Origin of the sequence: Glutamicibacter sp. NPDC090743, assembly GCF_044769125.1 — a bacterium.
Taxonomy (GTDB): domain Bacteria; phylum Actinomycetota; class Actinomycetes; order Actinomycetales; family Micrococcaceae; genus Glutamicibacter.
The window spans coordinates 74,965-93,229 of record NZ_JBIVXE010000007.1 but is presented as its reverse complement, the minus strand read 5'-3'; the positions used below and the strand labels follow the sequence as shown (position 1 = coordinate 93,229).

Sequence of the window (18,265 nt, the reverse complement as noted above, 5' to 3'; positions counted from 1 at the left end):
TCCAGCGGACTGTTCGGCGCCCCAAGAGATCGGTAATCCCCAGCTGAATTATTCGAAGACATATTCGAACAATGGGCGTATACTAGTACTATGTTCCAAGCAAAGGCGCACGGAAACAGCCTAGCCCGCCCAGCAGATCAGCCGGATTTCGAATCCCACCTGATCCAGCTGCAGAACGACCTGTCATGGTTCCATGACCACGGCGGCAAGGCCGCGTGCGCCCGGGCTATCGAATCCGTCGAAGGACTGGTCTCATCCTTGCGCTATCAGCAAGCCGGCCTGGCTCACCAGTTGGAGAAGGAAGTCCTGCGCGAGAATGAAGAGCGCGGGACCAACATTGATGACCAGGTCCGCGGAGCGGCCAGCCGCGTTGCCATCGCCCGCAAGCAGACTCAACGCGGTTCCAGGAACTACCTGGCCAATTGCCGCGTCCTCTTCGAGGACACCCCGAATATCGCTGCCGCATTCTCCCGTGGTGAATTCACCGAAGCGCAGATCAACGCAATGCTCACCCCGCTGCAGGAAGTCCGGCCATTGCGCCGCACCGAGTTCGATGCGATCTACGGGCAGAATCCAGACATGTTCGAATCCATGGGCCCCAAGCGCATCAAGGAAACGGTCACCAGCTTCACGATCAAGTACGCATCGGACCGGGAAGACAAGAAGCTGAAGGAAGCCAACCAGCAACGCTACGTTCGCTTCCGCACCGATCGGGAAGCAGGGTGCGTCTTCCTCCAGGCCCGTCTGCCTATCGTTGGCGGAACCGGATTGCAGATGACGCTGCGAAACCAGTCATGCAGGATCAAGCGCAAGGGCGATGCCCGCACCCGCACCCAGATCCAGGCCGATCTGCTGGCCCGCTACATGTTCTTCGATGAAAACAATGAGCAGAAGATCAACGTCCAGCTCGGACTGGTCATGACCGATAGAGCGCTGTTCATGGGTGATCGCGAACCGGCCTACTTGGAAGGCTACGGCTTCATCCCCGCGCAGACTGCGCGGGAACTCATTGGCGGCCACCAGATTCCCAACGAGCTGACCTTCGCGGAAATGGAAGCCGAACTCGCCCCCGAGAATATTGAGCGGATCGAAGTGATGACGGAGATAACTCGTCTCTACACCGCTCCCGGGGACCAGGAACTAATCGCGATGGATTCCAAAGCCCGGATCTTCCCGGATAAGCTCAAGAGGTTCATCGGGATTCGCGATCGGCATTGCCGAACGCCCTTCTGCGACGGGCTGGTCGAAGAAACAGACCACGTGCTCCAGTATGCACGTGGCGGCAAGACGACCGTGGCCAATGCTTCGGGCCGTTGCGCGACCTGCAACAAGGCAAAGCAGGCCGACGGCTGGTACGAGTACACCGCTTTCCGCGATCGGCACTCGATGATGATCTGTCCGGGGTCGGCAATGTCCTATCGATCCACTGCGCCACCGGCAACTGGATTCACGCACAAGCCATTCCCGCAACTAATGCGCGACTCGAAATGGTTCGCTGATTTCAAGGAACGGCTCACCAGGCCCGACGGACCAGGAACTACTGAAACCTAGGCAACGGCGCGCGTTCTGCCGCGCCCATGCCGCGCGGCCCCTCACCTTTCTGCAATTTACCGCACGAGGGCCAGCCCCGGACCCGTCAGGCCCACAGCGTGCTTGCTTCGGCCTGAAACCAGCATCAGCAGTTCCAGGCGCGGTCCTGCAATCTGCGGGCCGATGCCCAGCCGGAAGCCTTCGTCGTCGCTGCACAGCTGGACCCTGCTCGCTAATTCCTTGGCACCCCCAACACCTTGCGGCGTGGCTGCCTGGTATTTGATTGCTGGCTCCAGGGATTCTGCAGGATAGGCCCGTTTCAGGCCCACGGCACGACGGATGTCTTCCCCATGGGCGATTTCCTCCACCAACCGGCTGGCAATCGGAACCGGTGGAGTGGCCCGCAAAGCCGCGACCTCAACGAGCCTGCGCAATGTCCCATCGGGAGTTGCGGCCTTCTCGGCGGCCACGCCATTGTCGTTCTGGCGGTCCAAGCTGAATCCGGCCTTGGCCATCCCGGCAAGCAGGCGGAAGAAAGTCGCACGCGCGTTATCTGCCAAATGAGCAGCCACGTCATGGACGCTCCACCCATCGCACAGGGAGGGAACTTCCCACTGATCCGGATCCAAAGTTCCCAGATCATCGATCAGGGCCAGGCGTTCGGCATGCACCAATGGCCAGATTTCACTGGCTGGAATTTTGCTCATGCTCCAGCTTGGAGGTTCGGCTGCCGGCTAGTCAACCGAGCCCGGAACCAGCGGGGGCGCGCTGGCCGAATGCAGCTCCTAGACTTGGTGGCGGCGAGGGGAACGCACCGCTTCGATTCCGCGGCAGACCACATAGATCACGAACGAAATCGTGGTCACATACGGACTGATCGGCAAGGAACCAGCCAACGCAAGAAGGATGCCGCCCACGACAGCCAGTTCCGCGAACACGATGGAGAGCACGACGGTGATGACCGGATTGGAGCTCACACGCATGGCGGCTGCGGCGGGCGTGATCAGCAGCGCCAGCACCAGCAAGGCACCGACCACTTGAATCGTCACCGCTACAGCCAGCGCCAGGATCATCATGAAGACGATGGACAGGCCAGCCGTGCGCACGCCCCGGGCATTGGCAACCACCGGGTCCACCGAAGCGAAGGTCAGCGGACGCCAAATAACCAGCAGCGCGATCACTACCACCGCCGAAAGGACCAGCATTCCTGTCAATTGCACGTCATCCACGGCCACGATCTGGCCGGTCAGCAGGCCAAACTTATTGGCGCTTCGCCCCTCATACAGCGAAAGGAACAAGATGCCCAGGCCAAGGCCGAAAGGCATCAGCACGCCGGTGATGGAATTCCGGTCCCTCGCCCGGGTTCCGAGAATGCCAAGGATCAGCGCCGCGATCATGGACCCGAACACCGAGCCAGTCACCACGTCGGCTCCGATGAGCAAGGCGAAGGCCGCCCCCGCAAAGGACAGCTCAGCGATGCCGTGCACGGCGAAAGCCATGTCCCGCATCATGATGAAGATGCCGATCAGACCGCCAACCACGCCCAGAACTGCACCGGCAATCAGGGAATTGGTCACCAGCGGAAGCAGCAGTCCGTAATCCTGGAAGTTGAACGCCTTCTCGATGAGATCCGAAAAGTCCATGTCCTGCTCCTACTTTCCGGTCTCTAGATCGATTTCTTCAACGTGGTCGTGCCCATCGGCTGGCAATGCCCGATTGCCGTCGCCCGAGACCACCACGATGCGGCCATTGACCCGCAGCACCTCGACCGGAGCACCGTAAAGTTCGGTGAGCACCGCAGACTGCATGACTTCATCCACGCTGCCCAGATGGAAGCGGCCTTCGGCCAGGTACAGGACGCGGTCGACATAGGGCAGGATCGGGTTGATCTCGTGCGTCACGAAGACTACCGCGCTGCCGCGCTCTGCGGCCTGGCGGTGTATCACTTCGCTGATCGCCTGCTGGTGATTGAGGTCCAGGGAGAGCAGCGGCTCGTCGCATAGCAGTACCCGGGGATCACTGGCCAAAGCCTGCGCTGCGCGCAGGCGCTGCTGCTCGCCTCCGGAAAGGTCGGACACCGCACGGTTGGCGTAGGCGGTAGCGCCGACCAGTTCCAGCAGTTCGTCGACCTTGTTGCGCACGGCCCTGCGGGCCACGCGAATCCCGGGCCGGGTTCCATCCAGTCCCAGTGCGACCAGGTCGCGAGCGCGCAGGGGAACGTTGTCCCCGAAGGGGCGCTGCTGCGGGATCAACCCCACGGCAGCCGACCCCCGGCGCACGGCCTCCCCGGCGATCGAGACCCTGCCTCGATTGAGCGCGGTGGTGCCGAGCATCGTGTTGATGAAGCTGGTCTTGCCCGAGCCGTTGGGCCCTAGAACTGCAAGGAACTCCCCCGCCGCTATGGATAGGTTGAGTTCATCCCAGAGCACGCGGGAGCCATAGGCAAGGCGCGCGTCTTCAAACCTGACGATGGGGGTCTCTGTCATTGACTGCTTTCTGGATTGCGCTGGCTGAGGATGGGCCGGCAACGAAAAACTGCGGCACCCGCAATGGGTGCCGCAGTCAATCGTATCAGTTGCGAGTCATTCGCAATATGCACTCTGGGGTGAGCTTGAGCTAATTTGCCCGTTTTTCGCTGCGAGGCGGGTTGACGCGTTTTCGCGTGGTATCGGTGATTTCACCGACCAGCACCTCGATCACGTCCTCCAGGAAGAGCACGCCGAGCGTTGCCCCCGACTCGTCGACAACCGCCGAAAGGTGGTTGCCTTCCTGCCGCATCGCTTCCAGGGCGGCCTCGATTTCGGTGTCCTGCTCCAACCGGCCCAGCGGGTGCAATGGCAAATCAAGCAGTGGCTGCGTGGAGTGGGCATCATCGATGAGCATCACGTCCTTCACGTGCCAGTAGCCCACCGGAACCTCGTTTTTGGTGATCACCATGCGCGAGAATCCGGTCTTGCCGACCTTCTTCTCGAAAGCGCGCGCGGTGGTCTGCCCGTATTCCAAGGTGAACAGGTCATCCAGCGGAACCATACAGCTGCGCGCGGTAACCGAGGAGAATTCCAGCGCTTTGGTCAAGCGTGCGGCATCGTCCTCATCCAGTGCGCCTTCCTCGGATGAAGCATCGATGATCGATCGGACTTCAGCGGCGGTATACGAGCTGGCCACCTCATCCTTCGGTTCGATACCGAAGGCGTGCAGCACCAGGTTCGCCACGCCATTGAGCGACGCCGTAATCGGCTTGAGCACCTTGGACAGGCCGACCAGTGGCATGGCCAGCAGCAGCACGGCCTTGTCCGCAACGGAAACCGAAATGTTCTTCGGCACCATTTCGCCGAAGGTCACGTGCAGGAAGGTCACCACGATCAAGGCAATCAGGAACGCTACGGTGTCCGCAGCTGATTCGGCCATGCCGATCATGGTCAGCGGTTCGGCCAGCAGGTGGTGGATCGCCGGCTCCGAAATATTCAGGATCAGCAGCGAGCAAACGGTAATGCCCAACTGGCACACCGCGAGCATGATCGAAACATGCTCCATGGCGTACAGCGCGATCTTTGCCCGCTTATTGCCCTCGTCGGCCAAGGGTTCAATCTGCGAACGACGCGCACTCATCACCGCGAATTCGCCGGCAACGAAGAAGGCATTGCCAGCCAGCAGGACAATCAGCCAGACCAGGCCTATGAAGTCATTCATTGCCATCCTCCTGCACTGCTGGTTCGAAACGAACCTGCGAGATGCGGCGGCCATCGAGCTCGGTCACCGTGAAGGTGCCATGCTCGGTGGCGACGCGGTCATTGAGTTCAGCCAAGCGGCCCAATTCGGCGAGCATGAAGCCGCCGATGGTTTCATAGGTCGACTCTTCCGGGATGACGTCCGTATCGAAGTTCTCGTTGATCTGGTCCGGGCGGTACATGCCCGGGAACAGCCAGTTGCCGTCGGGCTGGGTGACGGCTTCCTCCTCGTCCTCGTCGTGCTCATCGGAAACTTCGCCGACGATTTCTTCGACCAGGTCTTCAAGGGTCACCAGTCCAGCGGTTCCACCGTATTCGTCCATCACGATCGCGACCTGGAATTCGGCGGCGCGCAACTGCTCAAGCAGCACATCCAGGTGAATGGTTTCCGGAACGTACAGCGCGTCGCGGGCGAACTCGCCTACCTGCAGCGCTGCGCGGCGTTCACGGGGCACCGAGACAATTGCCTTGACGTGGCAGATACCCTGGATTTCATCGGTGGATCCGGTGGTGACCGGGAAACGCGAGAAGCCGGTGTCCGCGCTGACCTCGATCAGCTCGGAAAGGGCCGCCTCGGAATCAATGGTGGACATCGAGGTTCGCGGGGTCATCACGTCGGCGGCGGTGCGCTCGGAGAATTCAATGGTGGATTCCACGAAGCGAGCGGTCTGCACATCCAAGGTGCCCAGCTGAGCCGAACGGCGGACCAGCGATGCCAGTTCCTGCGAGGAGCGGGCCGCGGAGATTTCTTCCTTGGCTTCGAGTCCGAAGAACTTGCGCAGTACCGCATTCGAGAAGCCGTTGAGCACGATGATGGCCGGCTTGAAGATGGCGGTGAAAACCAGCTGCGGGCGGGCCAGCAGCTTGCCAACCTTCATCGCCTGGGCAATTGCCATGTTCTTCGGGACCAGTTCGCCGATCAGCATCGAAAGCAAAGTGGCAACGACCATCGAGATCACCACGGCAATGGCCAGCGAACTTGCGGCCGGAATGCCGAATTGTTCCATCAACGGCTCGAGCAGCGCGCTCATTGCGGGTTCAAGCACGTAGCCGGTCAGCAGCGTGGTCAGCGTAATGCCCAGCTGGCAGCTGGACAGCTGGGTAGAGAGGGAGGTGAGGCACTGCAGCAGCGGCTTGGCGCCACGCTCGCCGTCATTTACGGCACGCTGCACGGTGCTTTTATCCAGGGCGACCAAGGAGAATTCCACGGCCACGAAGAAGCCGGTGCCGAGAATCAGCAGCAGGCCGAAAAGTATTGAGAGCCATTCCATAGGCGTTTACCGCCGCCTATTCACTGGCGTGCGAAGTTCAGTTCCAGTGCCGACAGGGCGGCAACTAGAAGGCTCCAAAAGGGAGGCGGAACTTCCTGAACATGGACTGTTGTGGCCGGCACTGCGCCCTTGGGCGGCACACCGGCTTGGAGAGTGGGATTCCATAGTGCGAATTAGTCTATCGAACGAAGGGCCATTGCGCACCACTTCGACACATGCTCGCCCAGCGGTGCTTTGGATACGCTGAACGGCATGTTAGGCGCAACACTTTCGTGACATTACATACGTGCCGTGGCCAAGTGGGCGGAAAAGTCACTAGACTGGTGCGCAGGTCTAGAAATCTTGTGGGCCGCAGTGGTCGTATCACGTCCTCGAAAGACCACCGGCTCAAGCTAGAACAACGTAGAAATCAGGGAAGAGGCGTTGCACGTGCCAGAGCAAGCACACCACCGACTTACTGAAGAGTTTGGTGGAAACGAGTGGCTAGTAGACGAGCTGTTCGAACAGTATCTCGTCGACAAGAACTCGGTAGATAAGAAATGGTGGGATATTTTCGAATCTCTCGCCGCCGAAAAGAAGGCACCAGCAGCACCGGCAGCGCAGCCGGCGCCAGCAGCGGCAGCACCTGCCGCAGCGTCTGCAGCCAACGGGCAGGGTGCGCCACGCGCCGCAGCCCAGGCCCGTGCCTCCGAACCAGCACCGGCTGCCAAGGCAGCACCAGCTCCGGCCGCTGAAGCCAAGAAGGCCGAGCCAGCACTGAAGACTGCGCCGATCCCGGCACAGGCTCCGAAGGCTACGCCGTCCACCGAACTTTTCGGTGAGGAAAAGCGCACCCCGCTGCGTGGACCAATGAAGGCCATCGCAACCAACATGGATGCCTCCCTCACCGTGCCTACCGCCACCACCGTGCGTGCCGTACCGGCCAAGGTGATGATCGACAACCGCATTGTCATCAACAACCATCTCAAGCGTGCTCGCGGCGGCAAGATCTCCTTCACCCACCTGATCGGCTTCGCCGTGATCCGTGCGCTGAAGCAGATCCCGTCGATGAACGTCACCTACGACGTGATCGACAAGAAGCCAACTGCGATCCAGCCAGCCCACGTGAACTTCGGCATCGCGATCGACATGCCGAAGCCGGATGGCACCCGCATGCTGGCCGTGCCGAACATCAAGGCTGCCGAGACCCTGAGCTTCAACGAGTTCTGGGCCACCTACGAAGACCTGATCAAGCGCGCTCGCGGCAACAAGCTGACCGCTGACGACTACGCAGGCACCACCGTTTCGCTGACCAACCCAGGCGGCATCGGCACCGTTCACTCGGTTCCACGCCTGTCCAAGGGCCAGGCCGCGATCATCGGCGTTGGCGCACTGGAATACCCGGCAGAGTACCGCGGCTCCTCGGAGAAGACCGTGGCCGCCCTGGGTATCGGCAAGCACATCACCCTGACCTCCACTTACGACCACCGCGTCATCCAGGGTGCAGGTTCGGGCGAATTCCTGAAGCTGGTCGAGTCGCTGCTGCTGGGCGAGCAGGGTTTCTACGACGAGATCTTCGAGCAGCTGCGCATCCCTTACGAGCCGGTTCGCTGGGCCGTTGACAACCAGGTCGACATCGACCTGCAGGTCAACAAGGTTGCCCGCATCCAGCACCTGATCAACTCCTACCGCGTGCGCGGCCACCTGATGGCCGATACCAACCCGCTGGAATACGTCCAGCGCAAGCACCCGGACCTGGACATCAATTCCTACGGCCTGACCCTGTGGGATCTGGACCGCGAATGGCTGGCCGGCGGCCTGGGCGGCAAGGACCGCGGCCTGCTGCGCGACATCCTCGGCGTGCTGCGCGATGCCTACTGCCGCACCATCGGCACCGAGTACATGCACCTGCAGAACCCCGAAGAGCGCGAATGGTTCCAGGCCAAGCTGGAATCCGGCTACGCCAAGCCAAGCCGCGAAGAGCAGCTGCGCATCCTGTCGAAGCTGAACTCCGCCGAGGCTTTCGAGACCTTCCTGCAGACCAAGTTCGTCGGCCAGAAGCGCTTCTCGCTGGAAGGCGGCGAATCGCTGATTCCACTGCTGGATGCGATCATCTCCGACGCAGCCGACGAGCAGCTGGACGAGGTCGCGATCGGCATGGCCCACCGCGGCCGCCTGAACGTGCTGACCAACATCGCCGGCAAGACCTACGCACAGGTCTTCCGCGAATTCGAAGGCACCGCAACCCCGGGCTCGGTCCAGGGTTCGGGCGATGTGAAGTACCACCTGGGCACCGAGGGTTCGTACACCTCGGATGCCGGCAACCAGACCAAGATCTACCTGGCTGCCAACCCATCGCACCTGGAAGCAGTCGATCCAGTGCTCGAGGGCATCACCCGCGCCAAGCTGGACCGCCTGAACTCGAAGAACACCGTACTGCCGATCCTGGTTCACGGCGATGCCGCATTCGCAGGCCAGGGCGTTGTCTCCGAGGTACTGGCCATGAGCCAGCTGCCGGGCTACAAGACCGGCGGCACCGTGCACGTGATCGTGAACAACCAGATCGGCTTCACCACCGCGCCGAGCTCCTCGCGCTCCTCGGTGTACGCAACCGACGTTGCACGCACCGTGCAGGCTCCGATCTTCCACGTCAACGGGGATGACCCGGAGGCAGTGGTGCACGTGGGCCAGCTGGCCTTCGAGTACCGCCAGAAGTTCGGCAAGGACGTCGTCATCGACCTGGTGTGCTACCGCCGCCGCGGCCACAACGAGGGCGATGACCCTTCGATGACCCAGCCGATCATGTACAACCTGATCGAAGCCAAGCGCTCGACCCGCAAGCTGTACACCGAGGCCCTGGTGGGCCGCGGCGACATCACGCAGGAAGAAGCCGAGAACGTGCTGGCCGAGTACAAGGAGAACCTGGAGCGCATCTTCGCCGAGACGCATGCGGCCCAGACTTCGCCGATCCCGATCATCACCCCGGGCTCGACCATCAACGACCTGGAGAAGCCATTCGCCCAGGCTGCCGACGAGAACACCGTCGACGGCGCACGCGGCTCGGCCATCACCGCCCAGACGCTGGCGAAGATTGGTGCCGCCCACCTGGATATCCCGGCCGGCTTCACCATGCACACCAAGCTGAAGTCGCTGCTCGAGCGCCGCGAGAAGATGTCCCGCGAAGGCGGCATCGACTGGGGCTTCGCAGAACTGGCAGCCCTGGGCACCTTGACCATGGAAGGCGTGCCGGTCCGCCTGGCAGGCCAGGACTCGCGCCGCGGCACCTTCGTGCAGCGCCACGCAGTCTTCCACGACCGCGAGAACGACACCGAGTGGTACCCTCTGCACCACCTGGCCGAAGACCAGGCACCGCTGTGGATCTACGACTCCCTGCTCTCCGAATACGCCGCGCTCGGCTTCGAGTACGGCTACTCGGTAGAACGCCCGGATGCACTGGTCATGTGGGAAGCGCAGTTCGGCGACTTCGTCAATGGCGCGCAGACCGTGATCGACGAGTTCATCTCCTCCGCAGAGCAGAAGTGGTCGCAGTCCTCCTCGCTGGTCATGCTGCTGCCGCACGGCTACGAAGGCCAGGGCCCGGACCACTCCTCGGCCCGCATCGAGCGCTTCTTGCAGCTGTGCGCCGAAAACAACATGGTCGTTGCCCAGCCTTCCACCGGTGCAAACCACTTCCACCTGCTGCGCCGCCAGGCCTACGCCCGTCCGCGCAAGCCGCTGATCGTCTTCACCCCGAAGCAGCTGCTTCGCCTGAAGGCCGCGGCCAGCTCGGTAGAGGACTTCACCACCGGAGGCTTCCGCGAGGTCATCGGCGATGCGTCGATCACCGATGCGAACGCCGTGGACAAGGTGCTGCTGTGCTCGGGCCGCGTCTACTACGATCTGCTGGCCGCTCGCACGAAGACGAACGACACCAAGACCGCACTGGTACGCGTCGAGCAGCTCTACCCGGCTCCGGCCGAGCAGATCGCTGCCGAACTGGCCAAGTACCCGAACGCCGAGGTGGCTTGGGTCCAGGACGAGCCTGCGAACCAGGGTCCATGGCCGTTCTTCGGCTTGTACGTTGCACCGGCACTGCAGCAGAAGATCACCTTGATCTCCCGCCCGGCATCGGCTGCGACCTCCGCTGGCAATGCAAAGCGCCACGACGCAGAAAACGCAGTGCTGATCCAGCAGGCTTTCGCCCGCTAGACCGCATCGCTTGAACGCTGCTGGCCAACTGTTGCCGGCGAACTATCCGGGGGTTCCACCTCGGAGGTTCGCCGGCAACAGCGCTTTAACCCCGGCGCTGGTTTTTCGCAGGGAATTGTGGGGTTTAACCAATGACCGCCTCCCCCGATGCCAGCGTTCCGACTGCTAAGGTGGGGAGCGATTCATCATTTTTGAGCCAACGAAAGGTCGCCCAGTTGGAGTTACGCACAATCCGAATTACCGCAATCGGAGATGAGCTACTGGCCGGACATGGCGACCCGCGGGGCCTGGGCTGGTTCGGCCGCGTCATGGCCCGCACCCAGGATCCGGCACTGCGCCTGCAGTCCTTCGTCCTGGCTTCCCCGGCCGAGGGATCCGAAGCGCTGGCCGAACGCTGGCTGGGGGAAGCTTCCCGCCGATTCAGCGACCAATACGAAAACCGCCTGGTCATCGCGCTCTCGGACCGCGACGTCGATCTGCATGTCACCACCGCGCGCAGCCGGCTGAATCTGGCCAACATCCTGGATTCGGCTTCGCAGATGAACATCAAGGCCTTGCTGGTCGGCCCGGCCCCGGGCCTGGATGATGCGCGCAACCAGCGCGTGGCAGAACTGAACCGCGTCTACTCGGATGTGGCGCTGCGCCGCAACCACCACTACGTCGATACTTTCACGCCCCTGCGTTCCCATGCCCAGTGGCGTGCCGATCTGAACGCTTCCGGCGGGGTGCCCGGCCAGGCAGGCTACGGGCTGATGGCCTGGCTGGTGCTGCACCGCGGCTGGTATTCCTGGCTGGAGTTGCCTGAGCCAGGCGAGGGCTAGGGACCGCCGGTCCGTTAGGAAAATGGGCCGGAAGTGTGAAAGACTATGAGCCGGCCCGAATTTTCGGGAAGCAATATTGTTCCCTCTAAGGAGTCACCATGTCGAAGCGCGCTCGTAAGCGTCGCGATCGCAAGCGTGGCGGTGCCAACCACGGCAAGCGCCCAAACAGCTAAGCGAAGCGAACAAAAAAGAACCCCGTACCCTTCGAGATTAACTCGGAAGATACGGGGTTTCTCTTTGCCGTGCTAGTGGCCTGATTCCACGCGGATCTGCGAGATCCGCGCGATGATGCTGGCCTTCAAGGTCTGCGGGGCATGCTCCTGGCAGCTGCGGCGCACCACCGAGCGGATGATGCACTCCAGATCGTACTGCTCGGTGCATTCCGGGCAGCCATCCAGATGGGACTTGACCTCCTTGAGGTCATCGAGCGTCAGCGCTCCGTCGAGGTACTCGTAGATGCGGACGATGCGGTCATCGGCGCAATCACCCATTGAATTGCAATCCATCTTATTTCGCTCCTCGGTCAGCCTTGGCGGCACTCTTGCTCTGGGTGCCGGTGGCGATCCCACGATCTGCTGCGTAATCGGCCAGCAGTTCCCTCAAGTTCTTCCGTCCGCGATGCAACCGGGACATCACGGTGCCGATCGGCACGCCCAGGATCTCGCTGGCTTCCTTGTAGCTGAAGCCCTCGACATCCACGAAGTAGACGGCCATGCGGAAATCCTCGCCGATCGACTGCAGCGCGGCTTTCACATCCGAATCCGGAAGATGGTCCAACGCCTCGGCCTCGGCTGAGCGCAAGCCGGTCGGCGAATGCTCCATCGCCTGGGCCATCTGCCAATCCTCGACCGTATCGGTGGAAGTGCGCAGCGGCTCGCGTTGGCGCTTGCGGTACAAATTGATGTATGTGTTGGTCAGGATGCGGTACAGCCAGGCCTTCAGGTTGGTGCCCGGCTTGTACTGGTGGAAGGCGGAATAGGCCTTGGTGTAGGCCTCCTGCACCAAATCCTCGGCATCCGACGGGTTGCGCGCCATGCGCAGGGCAGCCGAATAGAGCTGGTCCACGTACTGCATCGCGTCACGCTCGAAGCGTTCGCGGCGCTGCTGCTCGGACTCGGAGGCCACATCGGGCAAATTCTCGTCCACACTCTTGTTGTTCATCACTGCCGAGTCTACGCGTTCGAACGGCTTTATGCGCGTGCCAGCGCGGGCCCGGGCCGGCCGCGGTTGCTCGGCGACGGCGCAAGCGGTGCCGCCGGCGTTTGAAGTGTCCTGTCGTATCGTCACAGTAGGTATAACCAGCGGAGCTAAAGCCTTATTCCCGCACCGATCTCGGCTAGAATTAGGCAGTGGGCGCACAGTACTTGCGGTACTGCCAGCGGCCCCGAATTGAAGCCTCGAGCCTAAGGATCTACCAATCAGCACTGCAAGCGCCCCCGGGAGCCCCCTCGATCAGCTGCACGACGCAGAAAAGAACTGGTGGGCAGCGCCCTATGCCGCCGCCGGACTGGATGCAACCGTCCCGGTGCCAGCTTCGAAGTCGCTGACCAACCGGTATCTGATCCTTGCGGCCCTGGCCTCCTCGCCATCCACGATCCACAACACGCTGATCAGCCGCGACACCGAGCTGATGCTCAGCGCCCTGGCCGGATTCGGGGTCGGGATCAAGCGCACCGAGCAGGCCGACGGCTCCACCACCGTGGACATCACCCCGGGCCAGCTGGCCGCCGGACCGCTGGCGATCGACTGCGGCTTGGCGGGCACGGTGATGCGCTTCGTTCCCCCATTGGCTGCCGTCGCCGGCGCCAAGGTGGCCTTCGACGGCGACGCCGCGGCCCGCGTGCGGCCCATGGCCCCGGTACTGGACGCGCTGGCAGCCTTGGGCGCCCGCATCGACTACGCCGGGAGCACCGGCATGCTGCCCTTCACCATTGATGCCAGCGAGCTGAAGCAGGATGCCGAAGTGGTCATCGACGCGTCGGGCAGCTCCCAGTTCATCTCCGCGCTGCTGCTGGTTGGCCAGGCACTGCCCGGCGGGCTGAAGCTGCGCGCCGCGCCGGGGCCTATCGCTTCCCCGGACCACATCGCGATGACCGTCCAGACCCTGCGCGATTTGGGCGTAGAGGTAAGCGTCGATGCCGACGCGCGCCGCTGGAGCATCGCCCCGGGCCAGTTGGCGGGCTTCACCGTCACCGTGGAACCGGACCTGTCCAACGCCGGACCGTTCCTGGCCGCCGCGCTGGCGAGCCATGGCACGGTGCGCGTGCCCTTCTGGCCTGCCAGGACCACCCAGGTCGGCGGCAAGTGGGTAGAAATACTGGCCGCGATGGGAGCGGAAGTCAGCCACGGCGGCGACGGCGTGCTCACCGTGCGCGGAACCGGAGTCATCCGCGGCATCGACTACGCCGATGCCTCCGAGCTGGCCCCTACCCTGGCAGCACTGTGCGTGCTGGCCGATTCGCCGAGCAAGCTGACCGGCATCGGGCACCTGCGCGGCCATGAAACCGATCGGCTGGCCGCGCTGGAAACCGAATTGTCCAAGGTGGGCGCCAGAATCACCGCCACCGCGGACGCGCTGGAAATCGTTCCCGGAGCCCTGCAGGCAGCGGATATCGATTCCTACGAGGACCATCGCATGGCGACCGCCGGTGCCCTGCTGGGCCTGGCCATCGACGGGGTGCGCGTGGAAAACATCGCCACCACCGCCAAGACCATGCCGGATTTCCCGCAGCTATGGTCCCGCATGGCGGCTACCGCAAAGGGCCAGGGCTAATGCGCTACTCCGACTACGACGAATCCTCGGTCCGCGTCCGCCCCAACAAGAAGGGCAGCCGTCCGCGCACCAAGGACCGCCCGGCCTACGAACAGGCGGTCATCGGCCGCATCATCACCGTGGACCGCGGCCGCTACACCGCAATCCTGGATGAGGACACCGCCACGGAGCGCATCGTCATCGCCGCCCGGGCCCGCGAGCTGCGCCGCCAGGCGATCGTGCCCGGGGACCTGGTGGGACTGGTGGGCGACACCTCCGGAAAGCCCGATACCCTGGCCCGGCTGATCCGCATCGAAGAGCGCACCACGCTGCTGCGCCGCAGCGCCGACGACACCGACGCCACCGAGCGCGTGGTCGTCGCCAATGTCGACAAGCTGGTCATCGTCGTGGCCGCCGCCAATCCCGAGCCGCGCACCGGCTTCGTGGACCGCGCGCTGGTCGCCGCCTTCGACGCCGGCATCCAGCCGGTGCTGTGCGTGACCAAGGCGGATGTGAAGGATCCGGCCGACTTCCTCAAGCACTACGAGGGACTGGAGTTCCCCGTGGTCATCTCCCGCACCACCACTGCCGACGCCTCCGGCGTGGACGCGCGCGGCGCCGACGGTTCCAGCGCCCGGCTGGATGCCGGCGCGCTGGCCGAACTCGAAGAGATCCTCTCCGGCTGCGTCTCGGTAGTGCTGGGCCACTCCGGAGTAGGCAAGTCCACCCTGGTCAACGCCCTGACCGGTTCGACCCGCGCCACCGGGCACGTCAACGCGGTCACCGGCCGCGGACGCCATACCTCGTCCAACGCCCTGGCCCTGCGCTTGGGCGACACCCCTGGATCCTGGCTGATCGACACCCCCGGCATCCGTTCTTTCGGGCTGGGACTGGTAGACCGGGACAATATCCTGGCCGCCTTCGAGGACCTGGCAGAAATCGCCACCGGCTGCCCGCGCGGTTGCACCCATGCCGCCGGCGAGGCGGGCTGCGCGCTGGAAGCCTGGGCCGAAAATGCCGAAGGCACCCAGGCCGCTGACCGGTTGGCCTCCTACCGCCGGCTGGTCACCACCGAGGAAACCACGCACGAAAAGGAGCTCGGCGCGCTCTAGGCGCCCGCAACACCATGGCTGAATACACCCTGCAGCAAGATCTCGACTTCGCCCTGGCTCTGGCCGGGAAGGTCGACGCCTTCACCCTGGCCCGCTACGGCGCCAACGACCTGGTGGTCGAATCCAAGCCGGACATGACCCCGGTCTCCGACGCCGACCGCGGCGCCGAGCAGCTGATCCTGGCCGAGCTGGCCGCCCACCGCCCCGATGATTCGGTGCTCGGCGAAGAATTCGGCGTGCACGGAACCGGCTCCCGGCGCTGGGTCATCGACCCGATCGACGGCACCAAAAACTTCGTGCGCCGCGTACCCGTCTGGGCCACGCTGATCGCGCTGGAGATCGACGGCGAACCGGTGCTGGGAGTCATCTCCGCCCCGGCCATGACCCGCCGCTGGCATGCCGCGAGCGGCCTGGGCGCGTACGTCACCGAACCGGGTGCCACCGCCGGTACCACCGCCACCCGCCAGATCAAGGTCTCCTCGGTGAGCGAGCTGTCTGACTCCTCGCTGGCCTACGCCTCGCTGAACGGCTGGAAGGAGGCCGGCAAGCTCGAGGGCTTCCTGGAACTGCTGGATACCGCGTGGCGCACCCGCGGCTACGGGGATTTCCTGTCCTACGCGCTGCTGGCCGAAGGCGCGGTCGATGCGGCCTTCGAACCCGAACTGGAGCTCTACGACATGGCCGCCCTGGTGCCGGTGGTACGCGAAGCCGGGGGCCGCTTCACCTCGGTGGCCGGAGAAGAGGGCTGCCATGGCGGCAACGCCCTGGCCACCAACGGCAAGCTGCACGAGGCGATCCTTCCCTACCTGAACCGCAGCTAGGCAGCACGAGGACGATGGCAACCGCACGACGCGGGCCGGCCGGGCTGACCACCAGCGAAGAGGACTACCTCAAGGCGGTGTACCTGCTCACCGAATGGGAAGACACCGAAGTGGGCACCGGCGCGCTGGCCGACCAGCTGGGCTTGTCCCCTGCCTCGGCCACCGCCATGGTGCAGAAGCTCGCAGCCAAGCACCTGGTCCATCACGTGCCGCGCGGGGCCATTACGCTCAGCGGCACCGGCCGGCGCGAGGCCTTGCGCATGGTGCGCCGCCACCGCCTGCTGGAAACCTTCCTGCGTGATGAGCTGGGCTACGGCTGGGACGAGGTGCATGACGAGGCCGAGGCCCTGGAGCACACCGTCACCGACCGCTTCATCAACGCCCTGGAAGCCCGGCTGGGCCACCCGCGCCACGATCCGCATGGCGACGCGATTCCCAGCGCGGAAGGGGAACTGCCGGTCTCCGGGGCCATCCGGCTTGACCGCTTCTCCGGTGCCCGGGCCGTCATCGACCGGATCAGCGATGAAGACCCCCAGTTCCTGCGTCGTGCCGCCGCCCAGGGGCTGGTTCCCGGGGCGGTCATCGAGCTGCCGCATCAGCTGGATTTCATTGAGGCTTCGCTGATCTGGGTGCGTAAAGCCTAGCTGATTGCCGACTGTGCAAGAATTAAAAGCAGCGACGCGCTGCACGGTGCGCCCCACTGCCAAAGGGAGGGCCATTGGAGACACGACCGATCATCCTGGGCATCCCGGATCGCCTCGATCCCCACGTTCTGGACGCAGCCGCAGACCTCGCCGGCGCGCTCGGAGCGCGGTTGCTTTGCGTCCACGTGGATCCCACCCGCTATCCGCTCGAAGAGCTTCCCGATGGCACCATCCGCAGCGCACCGCTGGATCCCGAATCCGGGGACGAAGCAATTGAGCGTTTCCCGGCACGGCTTCTGCAGCAGCTCGAAGCCCAGCTCGGCGGATCGGGACTGGAATGGCAGGCGCATGCCGCGGCCGGTGGCCCCGGTCAGCAGCTGTCGCATCTTGCCCTGCAGCATGATGCGGCGCTGATTGTGCTCGGGGTTCGGGAGCGTTCCATGGCCAACACTATTGGGGAACTGCTCAACGGTTCGGTAGCGGTGCATCTAACCCATCGACAGCGCCATCCGGTGCTCCTCATCCCGCCACGCCGCGCAGAACAGATTCGCAATTCATGACCCGTCCGCCAACACCCATGGCCCAGCGCCCCGCGCAGGGTTCCTTCCTCAACCCGCGTTTCCTGCTGCTGGTATTCCTTGGCGGCGCTGCCGGTACTGCCTGCCGGCAAGGCCTGGGCCTGCTGCTGCCAGATCCCGGCGGTTTCCCGATCGCGATTTTCCTAGCCAACATGCTGGGGGCGTTCCTGCTCGGCCTGCTGCTCGAGGCGCTTTCGCATCCCGGCCTCGACGAGGGCAAGCGTCACCGACTGCGGCTGCTGCTGGGCACCGGTTTCCTGGGCGGCTTCACGACCTACAGCGCGCTGGCCACCGGCAGCATGCAGATGTTCGCATCCGGCGCAACGCTCCATGCCCTGGGTTACGCACTGTTCACGGTGTTCTTCGGTGCATTGGCAACCTGGTGCGGAATCGCCGCCGGTGCTAGGCGCATGGCCCGGAAATCGGGAGGGCTTCACTAGTGCTCTCCCCCGGCTTATTTCTTATCGTTGCGCTCTGCGGCGGCCTTGGCGCCTGCCTGCGTTTCGTGGTCGATGCCCTGATCAAGCGGTGGCTTCCGGCCCCGCTGCCCTGGGGCACGATCCTGGTCAATCTCTCCGGCTCCTTCGCGCTGGGTGCGCTGACCGGGCTGATGGCCCAGCAGTTGTTGTCGGCGCAATGGCTTGCGGCCATAGGTTCAGGACTGCTCGGCGGCTACACGACGTTTTCGGCGGCCAGTTTCGAAACTGTCCGGCTGCTCCAGGCCGGCCGCCTCGCAGCCAGCCTGGCCAATGCATTGGGGACCCTCGCTGGAGCGGTGCTCGCGGCATTGCTCGGCTACCACGTCGCTGGGCACTTCTAG

At 63.8% G+C, this 18,265-nt stretch carries 18 protein-coding genes; 11 read left to right on the top strand and 7 right to left on the bottom strand.

Going from position 1 to position 18,265, the window contains the following annotated elements:
- Positions 1 to 90 precede the first annotated feature (90 nt).
- Entirely contained in the window at positions 91 to 1,551 is a 1,461-nt protein-coding gene (locus ACIQTS_RS15110) for an HNH endonuclease (protein ID WP_402473790.1), read from the top strand.
- Between the two features lie 56 nt (positions 1,552 to 1,607).
- Here ACIQTS_RS15110 and ACIQTS_RS15105 read toward each other — a convergent pair whose 3' ends face one another.
- From ACIQTS_RS15105 to ACIQTS_RS15085, 5 genes are all read right to left on the bottom strand, one after another.
- Positions 1,608 to 2,237 (bottom strand): maleylpyruvate isomerase family mycothiol-dependent enzyme, encoded by a 630-nt coding sequence (locus ACIQTS_RS15105; protein WP_402473789.1) that lies wholly within the window; start codon positions 2,235 to 2,237, stop codon positions 1,608 to 1,610.
- Positions 2,238 to 2,315: 78 nt separating this feature from the next.
- Positions 2,316 to 3,173, bottom strand: coding sequence for a metal ABC transporter permease (locus ACIQTS_RS15100; protein ID WP_105658383.1), 858 nt, complete (start codon positions 3,171 to 3,173; stop codon positions 2,316 to 2,318).
- 9 nt (positions 3,174 to 3,182) lie between these two features.
- Positions 3,183 to 4,016 carry a metal ABC transporter ATP-binding protein gene (locus ACIQTS_RS15095; protein ID WP_105662569.1) on the bottom strand — a complete coding sequence of 278 codons (834 nt, stop codon included), beginning with the start codon at positions 4,014 to 4,016 and terminating at the stop codon, positions 3,183 to 3,185.
- A gap of 130 nt (positions 4,017 to 4,146) precedes the next feature.
- Complete coding sequence (locus tag ACIQTS_RS15090) at positions 4,147 to 5,220, bottom strand: hemolysin family protein (protein ID WP_402473788.1); 1,074 nt, start codon at positions 5,218 to 5,220, stop codon at positions 4,147 to 4,149.
- Positions 5,213 to 6,529 carry a hemolysin family protein gene (locus ACIQTS_RS15085; RefSeq protein WP_105658381.1) on the bottom strand — a complete coding sequence of 439 codons (1,317 nt, stop codon included), beginning with the start codon at positions 6,527 to 6,529 and terminating at the stop codon, positions 5,213 to 5,215. Before ACIQTS_RS15085 ends, ACIQTS_RS15090 begins: the two co-directional genes overlap by 8 nt.
- Positions 6,530 to 6,958: 429 nt before the next feature.
- Here ACIQTS_RS15085 and ACIQTS_RS15080 point away from each other — a divergent pair, with 429 nt between their 5' ends.
- From ACIQTS_RS15080 to ACIQTS_RS15070, 3 genes are all read left to right on the top strand, one after another.
- Complete coding sequence (locus ACIQTS_RS15080) at positions 6,959 to 10,717, top strand: multifunctional oxoglutarate decarboxylase/oxoglutarate dehydrogenase thiamine pyrophosphate-binding subunit/dihydrolipoyllysine-residue succinyltransferase subunit (RefSeq protein ID WP_402473787.1); 3,759 nt, start codon at positions 6,959 to 6,961, stop codon at positions 10,715 to 10,717.
- A gap of 215 nt (positions 10,718 to 10,932) precedes the next feature.
- Entirely contained in the window at positions 10,933 to 11,538 is a 606-nt protein-coding gene (locus ACIQTS_RS15075; RefSeq protein ID WP_402473786.1) for a GDSL-type esterase/lipase family protein, read from the top strand.
- A gap of 98 nt (positions 11,539 to 11,636) precedes the next feature.
- Positions 11,637 to 11,711 (top strand): 50S ribosomal protein bL37, encoded by a 75-nt coding sequence (locus ACIQTS_RS15070; protein WP_369299107.1) that lies wholly within the window; start codon positions 11,637 to 11,639, stop codon positions 11,709 to 11,711.
- Between the two features lie 72 nt (positions 11,712 to 11,783).
- Here the strand turns inward: ACIQTS_RS15070 and rsrA are convergent, their stop codons facing one another.
- Both rsrA and ACIQTS_RS15060 read right to left on the bottom strand, forming a co-directional pair.
- Positions 11,784 to 12,044, bottom strand: a complete 261-nt coding sequence (gene rsrA / locus ACIQTS_RS15065; RefSeq protein ID WP_105658379.1) for a mycothiol system anti-sigma-R factor — start codon at positions 12,042 to 12,044, stop codon at positions 11,784 to 11,786.
- A 1-nt stretch (position 12,045) separates the two neighbouring features.
- Positions 12,046 to 12,699, bottom strand: a complete 654-nt coding sequence (locus ACIQTS_RS15060) for a sigma-70 family RNA polymerase sigma factor (RefSeq protein WP_166650812.1) — start codon at positions 12,697 to 12,699, stop codon at positions 12,046 to 12,048.
- A 295-nt stretch (positions 12,700 to 12,994) separates the two neighbouring features.
- Between ACIQTS_RS15060 and aroA the strand changes: the two genes are divergently transcribed.
- The 7 genes from aroA to crcB all read left to right on the top strand — a co-directional run bounded on the left by aroA (position 12,995) and on the right by crcB (position 18,265).
- A complete protein-coding gene (gene aroA / locus ACIQTS_RS15055; RefSeq protein ID WP_400290992.1) occupies positions 12,995 to 14,311 on the top strand; it encodes a 3-phosphoshikimate 1-carboxyvinyltransferase in 1,317 nt (438 codons plus the stop codon).
- A complete protein-coding gene (locus tag ACIQTS_RS15050) occupies positions 14,311 to 15,402 on the top strand; it encodes a ribosome small subunit-dependent GTPase A (protein ID WP_105658377.1) in 1,092 nt (363 codons plus the stop codon). Before aroA ends, ACIQTS_RS15050 begins: the two co-directional genes overlap by 1 nt.
- Positions 15,403 to 15,416: 14 nt before the next feature.
- Positions 15,417 to 16,223, top strand: a complete 807-nt coding sequence (locus ACIQTS_RS15045) for an inositol monophosphatase family protein (RefSeq protein WP_105658376.1) — start codon at positions 15,417 to 15,419, stop codon at positions 16,221 to 16,223.
- 14 nt (positions 16,224 to 16,237) lie between these two features.
- Positions 16,238 to 16,867 carry a metal-dependent transcriptional regulator gene (locus ACIQTS_RS15040; protein WP_105658375.1) on the top strand — a complete coding sequence of 210 codons (630 nt, stop codon included), beginning with the start codon at positions 16,238 to 16,240 and terminating at the stop codon, positions 16,865 to 16,867.
- Positions 16,868 to 16,941: 74 nt separating this feature from the next.
- A complete protein-coding gene (locus ACIQTS_RS15035) occupies positions 16,942 to 17,427 on the top strand; it encodes a universal stress protein (protein WP_332504504.1) in 486 nt (161 codons plus the stop codon).
- Positions 17,424 to 17,885: a CrcB family protein gene (locus ACIQTS_RS15030; RefSeq protein ID WP_402473785.1), complete on the top strand. Its 462-nt coding sequence runs from the start codon at positions 17,424 to 17,426 to the stop codon at positions 17,883 to 17,885. The genes ACIQTS_RS15035 and ACIQTS_RS15030 overlap by 4 nt, the downstream gene beginning before the upstream one ends.
- On the top strand, positions 17,885 to 18,265 hold the full coding sequence (gene crcB, locus ACIQTS_RS15025) for a fluoride efflux transporter CrcB (protein WP_400290723.1): 381 nt from the start codon (positions 17,885 to 17,887) through the stop codon (positions 18,263 to 18,265). Before ACIQTS_RS15030 ends, crcB begins: the two co-directional genes overlap by 1 nt.

Excerpts from the sequence above, each read along its gene's own strand:
- rsrA (WP_105658379.1), bottom strand. The coding sequence starts at position 12,044 with ATGGATTGCAATTCAATGGGTGATTGCGCCGATGACCGCATCGTCCGC.
- ACIQTS_RS15110 (WP_402473790.1), top strand. The coding sequence starts at position 91 with ATGTTCCAAGCAAAGGCGCACGGAAACAGCCTAGCCCGCCCAGCAGAT.
- ACIQTS_RS15045 (WP_105658376.1), top strand. The coding sequence starts at position 15,417 with ATGGCTGAATACACCCTGCAGCAAGATCTCGACTTCGCCCTGGCTCTG.
- ACIQTS_RS15105 (WP_402473789.1), bottom strand. The coding sequence starts at position 2,237 with ATGAGCAAAATTCCAGCCAGTGAAATCTGGCCATTGGTGCATGCCGAA.
- ACIQTS_RS15040 (WP_105658375.1), top strand. The coding sequence starts at position 16,238 with ATGGCAACCGCACGACGCGGGCCGGCCGGGCTGACCACCAGCGAAGAG.
- ACIQTS_RS15030 (WP_402473785.1), top strand. The coding sequence starts at position 17,424 with ATGACCCGTCCGCCAACACCCATGGCCCAGCGCCCCGCGCAGGGTTCC.
- ACIQTS_RS15085 (WP_105658381.1), bottom strand. The coding sequence starts at position 6,529 with ATGGAATGGCTCTCAATACTTTTCGGCCTGCTGCTGATTCTCGGCACC.
- ACIQTS_RS15050 (WP_105658377.1), top strand. The coding sequence starts at position 14,311 with ATGCGCTACTCCGACTACGACGAATCCTCGGTCCGCGTCCGCCCCAAC.
- ACIQTS_RS15060 (WP_166650812.1), bottom strand. The coding sequence starts at position 12,699 with ATGAACAACAAGAGTGTGGACGAGAATTTGCCCGATGTGGCCTCCGAG.
- ACIQTS_RS15095 (WP_105662569.1), bottom strand. The coding sequence starts at position 4,016 with ATGACAGAGACCCCCATCGTCAGGTTTGAAGACGCGCGCCTTGCCTAT.
- ACIQTS_RS15090 (WP_402473788.1), bottom strand. The coding sequence starts at position 5,220 with ATGAATGACTTCATAGGCCTGGTCTGGCTGATTGTCCTGCTGGCTGGC.
- ACIQTS_RS15100 (WP_105658383.1), bottom strand. The coding sequence starts at position 3,173 with ATGGACTTTTCGGATCTCATCGAGAAGGCGTTCAACTTCCAGGATTAC.